General features: G+C 68.9%; 11 protein-coding genes. 5 read left to right on the top strand and 6 right to left on the bottom strand.

Annotated elements, in window-relative coordinates:
* Positions 1-290 precede the first annotated feature (290 nt).
* Positions 291-941, bottom strand: a complete 651-nt coding sequence (locus ACWGIC_RS43175; protein ID WP_452081743.1) for a hypothetical protein — start codon at positions 939-941, stop codon at positions 291-293.
* A gap of 261 nt (positions 942-1,202) precedes the next feature.
* Here ACWGIC_RS43175 and ACWGIC_RS43170 point away from each other — a divergent pair, with 261 nt between their 5' ends.
* Together ACWGIC_RS43170 and ACWGIC_RS43165 are read left to right on the top strand one after the other, a co-directional pair.
* The gene (locus tag ACWGIC_RS43170; protein ID WP_452081742.1) at positions 1,203-2,240 is read left to right on the top strand and encodes a polyprenyl synthetase family protein; all 1,038 of its coding nucleotides are present in this window, start codon (positions 1,203-1,205) and stop codon (positions 2,238-2,240) included.
* Positions 2,241-2,252: 12 nt separating this feature from the next.
* Complete coding sequence (locus ACWGIC_RS43165) at positions 2,253-3,677, top strand: sunset domain-containing protein (RefSeq protein WP_452081741.1); 1,425 nt, start codon at positions 2,253-2,255, stop codon at positions 3,675-3,677.
* A 62-nt stretch (positions 3,678-3,739) separates the two neighbouring features.
* On the opposite strand, the gene ACWGIC_RS43160 is transcribed toward ACWGIC_RS43165, so the two are convergent.
* The 4 genes from ACWGIC_RS43160 to ACWGIC_RS43145 form a co-directional block, all read right to left on the bottom strand.
* The gene (locus tag ACWGIC_RS43160) at positions 3,740-4,804 is read right to left on the bottom strand and encodes a 2-oxoacid:ferredoxin oxidoreductase subunit beta (RefSeq protein WP_452081740.1); all 1,065 of its coding nucleotides are present in this window, start codon (positions 4,802-4,804) and stop codon (positions 3,740-3,742) included.
* Positions 4,801-6,723: a 2-oxoacid:acceptor oxidoreductase subunit alpha gene (locus tag ACWGIC_RS43155; protein ID WP_452081739.1), complete on the bottom strand. Its 1,923-nt coding sequence runs from the start codon at positions 6,721-6,723 to the stop codon at positions 4,801-4,803. Before ACWGIC_RS43155 ends, ACWGIC_RS43160 begins: the two co-directional genes overlap by 4 nt.
* 286 nt (positions 6,724-7,009) lie before the next feature.
* Positions 7,010-7,771 (bottom strand): enoyl-CoA hydratase, encoded by a 762-nt coding sequence (locus ACWGIC_RS43150; protein ID WP_452081738.1) that lies wholly within the window; start codon positions 7,769-7,771, stop codon positions 7,010-7,012.
* Positions 7,772-7,828: 57 nt separating this feature from the next.
* Entirely contained in the window at positions 7,829-8,272 is a 444-nt protein-coding gene (locus ACWGIC_RS43145; RefSeq protein ID WP_037712217.1) for an Lrp/AsnC family transcriptional regulator, read from the bottom strand.
* Positions 8,273-8,346: 74 nt separating this feature from the next.
* On the opposite strand from ACWGIC_RS43145, the gene ddaH reads away from it, so the two are divergent.
* Entirely contained in the window at positions 8,347-9,192 is an 846-nt protein-coding gene (gene ddaH, locus ACWGIC_RS43140; protein WP_452081737.1) for a dimethylargininase, read from the top strand.
* 1 nt (position 9,193) lies between these two features.
* On the opposite strand, the gene ACWGIC_RS43135 is transcribed toward ddaH, so the two are convergent.
* Positions 9,194-10,057: an alpha/beta fold hydrolase gene (locus tag ACWGIC_RS43135; protein WP_452081736.1), complete on the bottom strand. Its 864-nt coding sequence runs from the start codon at positions 10,055-10,057 to the stop codon at positions 9,194-9,196.
* A 97-nt stretch (positions 10,058-10,154) separates the two neighbouring features.
* On the opposite strand from ACWGIC_RS43135, the gene ACWGIC_RS43130 reads away from it, so the two are divergent.
* The gene (locus ACWGIC_RS43130) at positions 10,155-10,631 is read left to right on the top strand and encodes a CGNR zinc finger domain-containing protein (RefSeq protein WP_452081735.1); all 477 of its coding nucleotides are present in this window, start codon (positions 10,155-10,157) and stop codon (positions 10,629-10,631) included.
* A gap of 177 nt (positions 10,632-10,808) precedes the next feature.
* On the top strand, positions 10,809-11,441 hold the full coding sequence (locus ACWGIC_RS43125) for a polysaccharide deacetylase family protein (protein WP_452081734.1): 633 nt from the start codon (positions 10,809-10,811) through the stop codon (positions 11,439-11,441).
* Positions 11,442-11,589: the final 148 nt, after the last annotated feature.

The raw sequence follows: 11,589 nt of genomic DNA, 5'->3' as shown, positions 1-11,589 counted from the left end.
GTGCTTGTCAAGGCGGGAAAGATGCCTTGACAAGCACCCGCCGCCCGCGTTTTTGGCTTCGTATCGGGGTGCGGGGGAGTGTGGCTGCGCTGGTGGGGTTGTGTGCGCGGGCTGCGGTTGGGCAGGTGGGGCGCGGGGCTTGGGCGCGCTGGCGGGTTGTGTACGCGGGTGCGGACTTCAAGGGGGCGGCTAGCGCCCCAATGTGGCATTGGGTGCATGTGACGCACCGAATGCCACATTGGGTGCGTGGGATGCACCCAATGCCACATTGGGGCAGGGCGCGGTGGACTTCAGGGAGTCGGGGCGCAGGCGGTGTGACCGATGGTGACCGAGCCGGAAGCGCCGGAGGCGGGGGCGAAGTCGATGCGCAGCATGGTCAGGGTCATGCTTCCGTCGCCGGGCAGGGTTTGGATGTTGAAGACCGCGTTCGCCAGTACGGTTCCGTCGGTTTTCGTCAGTGGCTTGGTGTAGTTCGCGGGGATCGGGGAAGGCAGACCGCTGATGCCCGTGAGGCCGCTGAGGGTCCAGTTGGCGTTGGTTCCGCTCTGGGTTGCCTTGCAGGTCACCGTGTACGACGAGATGCGGATGCGTTTGCCGCCTGCGCTCACCAAGGCCGAGAGTTCGAAGTTGTTTCCGGTGGCGGTCGACGTGGTGGTGGTGACGTCGTTCGCCGGGTCCGTGACCTCCGTGGTGCAGGAGGACGTGCCGCCGCCGAAGCGGATTCCGGGCTGGGACACTGCTGTTGCGGAGCCGCTTGTCGGGCCCTCTACGGCGCAGGGGGCCTGGGTGGGCACCGAGACGGCGGTTCCGGCCTTCGTGAAGTTCGCGTTGCCGATGTCGGCGATTCCGGCGGGGCTGTCCGCGGCGGCGGTTCCGGCGGCGGCGAGCAAACCGGTGGCGGCCAGCGCTGCCCCGGCCAGTGCGGTGCGCTTGATGATCATGTGTCGTCTCCTCGTTGCGGAAGCTGCCTTCCAGGACTATCCGCAGGTCCGAATCGCCCGTTGCGGTCCTCGGGCGGCGATCACTCGTCCGGGATCGCGGATCAACCCGTTCGTGGCGTGGCGGGCAGCTGGGGCGGCAGTGTCGCGTTCGTCACCGTTTCCGCAGGACAGCGGGTAAACGCAGGCTGCGGGGCAACCACTACCCTGAAGGGGGTAACCGACTGGCGAAGAGCGCCACGAGAGAGCGGAGCCGACGTGTCTGTGTCTTCACCACCTCCGGGGGCGGCCCGGGATGGCGCTGTCGAGGACCTGCGCGCGACCGTCGGACTGCAGATCCAGGACGAGCCGCTGCTGCGGGCCATCGCGGGCGGCCTGGCGGACGTCGAGACGATGCTGCGGGACGTCGTGAAGAGCGACGTGCCCGCTGTGCACGACGCCGCGTTGCACCTGGTCGAGGCAGGGGGCAAACGTTTTCGCCCGCTGTTCACGCTGCTGTCCGCGCAGTTCGGCCCCAAACAGGGCGAGCAGGTGCTGATCGCGGCCGCCGCGGTCGAGCTGGTGCACCTGGCGACGCTGTATCACGACGACGTGATGGACGAGGCGACCATGCGCCGGGGCGCGGAGAGCGTCAACTCGCGCTGGGACAACACCGTCGCCATCCTCACCGGCGACTACCTCTTCGCGCACGCCTCGCGGCTCGTCGCCGACCTCGGCACGGACGCCGCGCGGATCATTGCCGAGACGTTCGGCGAGCTGGTCAGCGGGCAGATGCGGGAGACCGTTGGCCCCGGCCCCGGCGACGATCCGGTCGAGCACTACCTCACCGTCATCGCGCAGAAGACCGGTTCGCTGATCGCGACGTCCGGACGCTTCGGCGGCATGATGTCCGGCGCGGCCGAGGAGCACATCCAGGCCCTGCGCCGCTTCGGCGACATCATCGGCGCGGCCTTCCAGATCTCCGACGACGTCATCGACATCGCCTCGCCGTCGGTCGAACTCGGCAAGGCGCAGGGCACTGACCTGCGTGAAGGCGTCCGCACGCTGCCGATGCTGTACGCACTGGCCGATCCGGACACCGACCCGCGGCTCGTGGAGCTGCTCGCCGGCCCGATCACCGACGACAAGCTGGTGGCCGAGGCGCTCGAGCTGCTGCGCCGTTCGAGCGGCCTCGAACGCGCGCGGGAAACCCTTTCCGACTACGCTTCCCGAGCACGTGCCGAGCTCGCCTCGCTGCCCGCTTCCCCTGCGCGCGACGCTTGCGAGTCGGTCGCCGACTACCTGGTCGCGCGAACGTTCTAAAAGGGGCGGAAGATGTCCATTTTCGGGCAGGTGTGGCTCTGGAGCCTGCTGGCCTTCATCGTCGGCGCGATCATCGCCTGGCTGGTGCTGGCGCGTCCGGCGCGCAAGCGAGTGCGCGAACTGGAAGCTGAACTGGCGAGCGCGCACGCGGACACGGCGCGCGCAGCGGCCAGCACGCCCGCGCGCACTGCGGTGCTGCCTCCGGCGGAGGACTGGACCAGAGACCGCCGCGAGCACGCTCCGACGGAAGTCATCCAGGCGACGAGCGCATTCGAGCCGGAGGCCGAGTACGACGCGGAGTACCGCACGGCTCCGGAACCCGCGGCCGCTCCCGCGCCGACGGATTCGGCGAGTGCTGCGGGTTCTGCCGATGACGATGTCGACGAGGCGTTCGCGCAGGCGGAGGCTCAAGAACACCAAGCGGCGAACGGTCTTTTCGACAGCGCGCCGGCCGAGAGCGCGCCGGAGGATTCCGGTTCGGCCTACCGTGCCGCGGCTACCGAGTACCTGCAGCCGGCCGACCGCGACACCGGTTCGCACCGCATCGCCGAACCGGCCGAGGACCACGACAGCGGCTACCACCGCGTCGTGGAACCGGCGGACGAGCACGACAGCGGCTACCACCGTCTTCCGGAACCGGCGGAAAGCCCCGCTCCCGCGGCGGCCCACGCCGAAGTGGACAGTCCCGCCGAGGAGGAGCCAGCCCGGCACCTGGCCGAGCCCGCCGACGGACTGTCCTCTTTGGAACGACGGCTCGACCCGACTCCGTTGGACAGCACCGCTTCCGAGCCGGAGCCGGTCTCGCTGTTCCGCCCGGGTCCGGGCCGCGCGGCCGAGCCGGAGCCGGCCTGGTTCAGCCAGCCGGACACTCCGCAGCGGTCGCCGTTCGAGGAACCCGCCGAATCGGCCGTCGGCCATCTCGAAGAAGAGTCGACGACCGACCACCTGCTCCCGAACACCGAACCGACGACCGAGCCTGCCGAGTCCACAGAGGACTCCGTGGACACAGGGGAGGTCGGGCAGGGCCTGCCCAAGCGGCAGCGCCGCGAATCCCCGCGCGGCGGTTTCGACCCGCCGCGGCCGATCCAGCCGTCGATGCGCCCGGTGGAACGCCGCGAACCGGATCTCGCCGGCGGGCACAGCGGTTCGCTGTTCGAGCCGTCCGTGCAGCCGAACCAGGCCGCGATGGCCGCGCCGGAACCGCCGCCTGCCCGGCAGACCGCCGATGACGCGGTGCCGCCTGGGCCGTTCGGTCCGGGTTCGGCGATGCCCCGGCCAGGCGGTGGACGTCCGGCGGAGGGGTTCACGGTGAAGGCGAGCGTGACGGCGTTGCGGTATTGCGGGGAGGATTCACCGCAGTTCCCGAAGATGGTGGCTGAGGTGTGGTTCCGCAGCGCGGCCGACGCTGAGCGAGTCGGGTTCCGCCCGTTGCATTGAGTCCACTTAAGACAGAGGCCGCCATCCCCGAACCAGGAGTGGCGGCCTCTGTCTTAAGTGGACTAAGCGACAGTCCAGGTGTCCTTGCCGCGCAACAAGCCCTGCAGATCCGGCTTCCGCGCCTCACGCGCCTGCTCGACCTGCGCGCGCGCCGCGTCGTCGTACGTCGGGCGTTCGACCTGGCGCAGGATGCCCATCGGGACGTGGTTCAGGTTCTGGTCGCCGAGCCGGGACAGCGCGAAGGCGTACGACGTGTCGGCGATCGACGGGTCGTGCACCACCAGGTTGTCCTCGCCGATTTCCGCCACCTTGCCGACATCCAGGCCGCCCCAGTCGCCGCGGCGGACGCCGAACTCGCCTTCCGGGCCGAAGCGGATCGGTTCGCCGGTGCGGAGCGGGATCAGCCGGGACGCGGCTTCGTCCTTGTCCTTCAGCACATCGAACGCGCCGTCGTTGAAGATCGGGCAGTTCTGGTAGATCTCCACCAAGGCCGAACCGCGGTGTTTCGCCGCCGCTTCAAGGACTTCGGTGAGGCCCTTGCGGTCGGAGTCCATCGCGCGGCCCACGAACGACGCCTCCGCGCCGATCGCCAGCGACAGCGGGTTGAACGGCGTGTCCAGCGAACCCATCGGCGTGGACTTGGTGACCATGCCCTGTCCGGAAGTGGGCGAGTACTGGCCCTTGGTGAGCCCGTAGATCCGGTTGTTGAACAGCAGGATCTTGATGTTCACGTTGCGCCGCAACGCGTGGATCAGGTGGTTGCCGCCGATGGACAGCGCGTCGCCGTCGCCGGTGACGACCCACACCGACAGGTCCGGGCGGGTCGTGGCGAGCCCGGTCGCGATCGACGGCGCGCGGCCGTGGATCGAGTGCATGCCGTAGGTGTTGAGGTAGTACGGGAACCGCGACGAGCAGCCGATGCCCGAGATGAAGACGATGTTCTCGCGCCTGAGCCCGAGCGTCGGCAGGAACGACTGCACGGCGTTGAGCACCACGTAGTCGCCGCAGCCGGGGCACCAGCGCACTTCCTGGTCGGACTTGTAGTCCTTGGCCTTCTGCGGTTCGTCGGTGGTCGGCACCAGGTCGATGCCGCCCAATTGCGGCAGCCCGAGATCGATGGCGGTCACTTGACGCCCTCCGGAACGAGGTTGGCGATGATGTCGGAGAACACGTTCTGCAGTTCCTCGGCCTTGAACGGCAGGCCGGCGACCTTGGTGTGCGAGTGGACGTCCACCAGGTACTTCGCCCGCAGCAGCAGCGAAAGCTGGCCGAGGTTCATCTCCGGGACCACGACCCGGTCGTAGCGGGCGAGCACCTCGCCGAGATTCTTCGGCAACGGGTTGAGGTGGCGCAGATGCGCCTGCGCGATCGGCATCCCGAGCTTGCGCACCCGGCGGCACGCCGCGCCGATCGGGCCGTAGGACGAACCCCAGCCCAGCGCCAGCACGCGCGCCTCGCCGGACGGGTCGTCGACCTCAAGGTCCGGCACGTCGATGCCGTCGATTTTCGCCTGGCGCAGCCGCACCATCTTGTCGTGGTTGTCCGGGTCGTAGGAGATGTGGCCGGTGCCGTCGGCCTTCTCCAGCCCGCCGATGCGGTGCTGCAGCCCCGGCGTGCCCGGGATCGCCCACGCCCGCGCGAGCGTCTCGGGATCGCGCACGTACGGCCAGAACTCGCCGGATCCGTTGTCGGAGTTGGGTTCCGCCGCGAATTCCACCCGAAGATCAGGAAGGTCCTCGACATTCGGGACCAGCCACGGCTCGGAACCGTTGGCGATCGCGCCGTCGGACAGCAGCAGCACCGGCGTGCGGTACTTCAGCGCGATCCGGGTGGCCTCGATCGCCGCGTCGAAACAGTCGGCCGGCGAGAGCGGCGCGATGATCGGCACCGGCGATTCGCCGTTGCGGCCGAACATCGCCTGCAGCAGGTCGGCCTGCTCGGTTTTGGTCGGCAGACCGGTGGACGGCCCGCCGCGCTGCACGTCGATGATCACCAGCGGCAGTTCGGTCATCACGCCGAGGCCGATGGTCTCCGACTTCAGCGCGACCCCCGGCCCGGACGTGGACGTGATGCCCAGCGCCCCGCCGTAGGACGCGCCGAGCGCGGCGCCGATGCCGGCGATCTCGTCCTCGGCCTGAAAGGTGATGATGCCGTAGTTCTTGTGCTTGGACAGCTCGTGCAGCACGTCCGAAGCGGGAGTGATCGGGTACGTGCCGAGCAGGATCTGCAGCCCGGACTGCTGTCCGGCGGCCACGATCCCGTACGCCAGCGCGGTGTTCCCGGTGATCTGCCGGTAGGTGCCCTTGTTCAGCTTCGCGGGCGCGACCTCGAAGGTGGTCGCGAACGATTCAGTGGTCTCGCCGTAGTTCCAGCCTGCCCGGAAGGCAAGGATGTTCGCCTCGGCGATGTCCGGCTTCTTCGCGAACTTCTCGCGCAGGAAGCGTTCGGTGCCCTCGGTCGGCCGGTGGTACATCCACGACAGCAGGCCGAGCGCGAACATGTTCTTGCAGCGTTCGGCGTCCTTCTTGCCGAGCCCGGTGTCGGCGAGCGCGCCCTGGGTCAGTGTCGACATGGCGACCCGGTGCACCTGGAACGGCGACAGCGAATCGTCTTCGAGCGGGTCGGTCTCGTAGCCGACCTTCACCAGGTTCCGCTTGGAGAACTCGTCGGTGTTGAGGATGATCGTCCCGCCGTGCGGGACGTCCCGCACGTTCGCCTTGAGCGCCGCGGGGTTCATCGCGACGAGCACGTCCGGCCGGTCGCCCGGGGTGAGGATGTCGTAGTCGGCGAAGTGCACCTGAAAAGACGAGACGCCGGGGATGGTGCCCTGTGGCGCCCGGATCTCCGCCGGGAAGTTGGGCATGGTCGACAGGTCGTTCCCGAACGCCGCCGCCTCCGAGGTGAACCGGTCGCCGGTCAGCTGCATCCCGTCGCCCGAGTCGCCGGCAAACCGGATGACCACCCGGTCCAGCTTGTTCACCTCGGTGGACCGGGACGCGGTCAGCGCGCCGTTCCCGGCCGCGCTGCCGTTCGCACTGGTGCTCATGGGTCAGGGAATCCCTCTCTCCCGGCGTGCTGCGGGCCAGGGTCGGCTCCCCGGGGAGCCCGCCGAGGCCTGCTTCCGAGGTTACTCGCCACGCCCTGGCCTCGGCCCGAGTCCGGCCCAAGTGTGGGGTGTGCAGACCGAATGCCCGCCGGGGTGCCCTCGATCGTAGGGCGGATCGGCCCGCGGTCCGGAGTGACGCGCGTCTCTTGTCGCCGGTGCGGCACTGACCAGCAGTTTGCTCCAGGTTGAGGGTTCCCGGAATGTGAGAATTTGTGCGCGGGCCGGTTCAGCGGCCGCTGATGCGCGCCTTCATCGCCGCCAAACGCTGCGCGAATGCCGGTGCGGCCAGCGATTCCAGCTGCGGGGCGAGTTCGGCGTCGACTGCCGCGGCGTGTTCAGTGAGGACGCTCGTCAGCCGCATAGTCCGCTTGGTGGACAGCACGACCTCGCGCGGCGCGGCGACCGTCGGGGCGGCGAGGTCGCGGGCGGCCTGGACCAATGCGTCGTGGTCGCCCTCGATTAAGCGCAGTGCGAACCCGGCTTTCACCGCGGATTCCGCAGTAAGGGTTTCGCCGAACAGCGCCATCGCGGACGCCTGCTGCGGGCCGAGGATCCGTTGCGACATCCAGGTCATGCCGCCGCCGGGGTGCAGGCCGAGTTCGAGGAACCGCGGGATGAATTTGGCGTGCGGTCCCACCAGGCGGACGTCGGCGGCCAGTGCGAGGTTCAGACCAGCGCCGACGGCGGCCCCGCCGACCGCGGCGATCGTCGGCAGGCTGCAGGCCGCGACAGCGAGGAAGCCCGCGTACACCGAGCGCAGTCCTTCGGCGTCGGCCTTGCCGAGCGCGGTGAGGTCCGCGCCCGCGCAGAACGCCGGCGGTGCGCCAGTAACGATCACTGCGTGCACGCTCTCGTCGGCTTCGGCGCGCGCGACCGCTGCGGCCAGCTCGGCGGAGAGGTCGAGGGTGAGTGCGTTGCGGCTCTTCGGGGCGTCGACGGTGAGCAGCGCGACGCCCTGGTCGTGCTCGCTGTGAATGCGGTCGGTCATGGCGCTCAGCATCGCATCGTCGTGAGTGCCTATGCCGGTTAGAACCGGCGTAGCCACTCACGACGGCGTCGGCGGCCTCTCCAGCAGCCGGGACAGCACGACTGTCGACACTGTCCGGTCGATGATTTCGAGCCCGCGCAGCCGTTCCAGCGCGGTTTCCAGATGGTGGATGTCGGCCGCGCGCAAGTGGACGATCGCGTCCGCCGCACCGGACACTGTGTACGCGGCGACCACCTCGGTCAGCGGTTCGAGCCGGGCCCGGATCCGGCCGGGCGTGACGTTGCCCTGGCAGTGCACCTCGACGAACGCCTCGGTGCCCCAGCCGAGCGCCTCCGGGTCGACGACCGCGGTGAAGCCGCGCAGCACGCCCGTTTCCAGCAGCCGGTCCACGCGCCGCTTCACCGCCGGGGCGGACAGCCCGACCACCTTGCCGATCTCCGCATAGCTGGAGCGGGCGTTGGCCACCAGGCAGGAAACGATTCGCTGGTCGATGGTGTTCACACGCAATGTTTAGCACGCAGGTGCGCACTGAACAGCGATTGATTGCGAGATTAGGTCCACCTTAGCCTGGTTGCATGCAGGGAGAGGTTGTGCCGCCGCGGGTGCCGACGCCCCGCCGTTACCTGATGTGCCCGCCGCGTTATTTCGCCGTCGACTACGCGATCAACCCCTGGATGGACCCCTCGAAGCCGGTCAGCGCGGACGTCGCCGTCGCGCAGTGGACCGAGCTGCGCGACACCTACCGCCGCCTCGGCCACACTGTCGAGGAAATCGACCCGCAGCCCGGCCTCCCGGACATGGTGTTCGCGGCCAACTCGGGCACTGTCGTGGACGGACGCGTGCTCGGCTCGCGCTTTCGCGCCCCGCAGCGCACCGCCGAGGCGGAGCACTTCCGCCGCTGGTTCCTCGAACACGGCTACCGCGACCTGACCATGCCGGAGAAAATCAACGAGGCCGAGGGCGACTTCGCCTGGACCGGACGGTTGCTGCTGGCCGGCACCGGCTTCCGCACCGACCCGGCCGCGCACGCCGAGGCGCAGGAGGTGCTCGGCGTCCCCGTCGTGTCGCTGCAGCTGATCGACCCGCGCTACTACCACCTGGACACCGCGCTGTTCGTGCTCGCCGAGGCGACCGACACGGCGAGCGCGCAGGTCGTCTACTACCCGGACGCGTTCTCGCCGGGCTCGCAGCGAGTGTTGCGGCGGATGTTCCCGGACGCTGTGCTCGCCACCGCGGCCGACGCCGAATGCTTCGGATTGAACGGGGTGTCCGACGGCCGCAATGTCGTCCTGCCGGTCGAGGCGACCGACCTCGGCGCGCGGCTTGCCGAGCGGGGTTATGAGCCGGTGTACGTGGACATTTCGGAACTGCGAAAGGCTGGCGGCGGGCCGAAGTGCTGCACGTTGGAGATTCGTAAGTAGGTCAGCGCTTCAGGACCCGGCCGAGGAAGCCGCGAAGGTAGCCCGCCACGACGTCGAGGTGGCTTTCCAGCAGGAAGTGGCCGCCGTCGATCAGGTGGACCTCGGCGTCCTTGGCGTCGCGAGCGAAGGCTTCCGCACCGGCCGGGCCGAAGATCTCGTCGTTGCGGCCCCACACCGCGAGCACCGGGACGTCGTGGGTGCGCAGGAACTCGTGCAGCAGCGGGTACAGCGGGCGGTTGTTCTGGTAGTCCCGGAACAACGCCAGCTGGACTTCGTCGTTGCCAGGACGGGAGACCCGGGCGTGGTCGTGCTCCCAGGTGTCCGGGCTGACCAGGCTCGGGTCGGGGACGCCGTGCAGGTACTGCCAGCGGATGGCGTCGTAGCTCAGCGCGGTGCGGACGGCCGGTTCGGTGTCCGGGCCGGGGTTCGCGCCGTAGGCCCAGAGGCCGGTCCAGAACGACTCGACGAAGCCTTCCTCGTAACCGTTGCCGTTCTGCGTGACGATCGCGGAGATCCGGTCCGGATGCTTGAGCGCGAGCCGCCAGGCGATCGGGGCGCCGTAGTCCTGGACGTAAACCGCGTAACGGTCCAGGCCGAGCTGGTCGAGCAGGCCGGACGTGAGGTCGGCGAGTGCGTCGAAGGTGTAGTCGAACTCGTCGGCCGAGGGGGCGGCGGAGTGGCCGAAGCCGAGGTGGTCCGGCGCGATGACGCGGTAGCGGCCGGCCAGTAGCGGGATGAGGTTCCGGAACATGAACGAGCTGGTCGGATACCCGTGCAGCAGGACGATCGCGGGTGCGTCGGCGGGACCGGCCTCGCGGTAGAAGAGTTCGTGGCCGTCGACGGCCGCCGTCCGGTGCTGGATCATGACTAACCCCTTTGAGGTTTTAATCCGGTTAGGTGTTCGCCAGGGAAGCACAGTCGAGCTAACCTGTCAAAGGGTTCAGTCTGGTTAGGGAGCTTCGATGGACGTGCTTGAGCTGCTCAACAGCAGGCCGCTGGTCAACGGCGAGGAACAGGACGCGCTCGCCGACGCGGCCGGAGGGCGGCAGTGGGCGCGGGAGCGCGGGGGCGACGGGAGCGTCGCGGAGCTGGAGTTGCTGCGTCAGGCGCGAGATCTTCTGCGGGACGTCGTGCGCGGGGACAGCTCGCCGGCGGTGTTGCGTCCGCTGCTCGACGGGGTGCGTCAGGTGCCGGAGGTTTCGTCGGACGGTCTTTGCTGGGAGATCGAGACGCCGTCGCGGGCGCGGCTGGCGGTCGAGGCGGTGCTGGATTGGGCGGCGATCGAAAAGGATCTTCCCGGGCGATTGCGGGCCTGTGCCAACGACGAATGCCAGCTGTTCCTTCTTGATCGCAGCCGGGCGAACCGCGCGCGCTGGTGCTCGATGGCGGCCTGCGGCAACCGAGAGAAGGCGCGGCGGCATTATCAACGGAATCATTGAATCTTCACCCAAACGTGTGAAGATGGAAGCTGTCTACAAGTGTGGACGTATTCCGATTTTCCTGCTGGAGTGCTTTCTCTGGACTGGATTTATGCGGTTGACCACGGGATCAGCGTCGGTAACTACTCCGTTTGCGAATCCGATTAATCGGGTACGGTACTGCAGACGGGAGGCGCGATGATCACCTTTGCGGTGCATGGCATTGGCAGGCCCCAGCGAACCCTCGATCCGGGCGAGGACGAGCGGTGGATCACCGTGGACCAGTTCGACGCGCTGCTGGACGTCGTTTCGGAGAGCGGTGCTCAGCTCACCTTCGACGACGGGAACTCCTCGGACGTCGAGATCGCGCTGCCCCGGCTGGTCGAGCGCGGGCTTTACGCGGAGTTCTTCCCGCTGGCCGGCCGCGTCGGCGAGCGCGGGTACGTCGACCGCGACGGGCTGCGGCAGCTGGTGGACGCGGGGATGCACGTCGGATCGCACGGCTGGGACCGGCTGGACTGGCGGCGGCTGGGCGGTTCGTTCGCGGTGCGCCGGGAGCTGGACGAGGCGCCGCGGTTGCTGGAGCAGTTGAGCGGGACGCCGGTGCGGCGGTTTTCGCTGCCGGAAGGACGATTCGACCGGCGGGTGCTGACGCATTTGCGCGACGCCGGCGCGACCCGGGTGTACGCGAATGTCGGCGGGGTGCGCGGGGCGGCGCTGGTGCGGTCCCGGACGGAGATCCGGTCGGACCTGAGCCCCCGATGGGCGGAAGCGGTGAGCCGTCGGCCGCGCCGCTTCACTGGACGCTGGGCTTCCCGGCCCGGGCGGTAATTCGCTCGTTGGGCTTCTCGGCTCGGCCGGTCGCTCGCTGGCCGTGAAGGGCTCCTTCACGGACTCAGATTCCCATGCCAGGGACTTAAGCCGGGCGACCTCGGCCTGCCGACTGTCCACACGGGACGCCAACCCAGCCGAAATGCCC

Source organism: Amycolatopsis sp. NPDC054798, from assembly GCF_053611505.1.
This window is presented reverse-complemented; position numbering and strand designations above follow the sequence as displayed.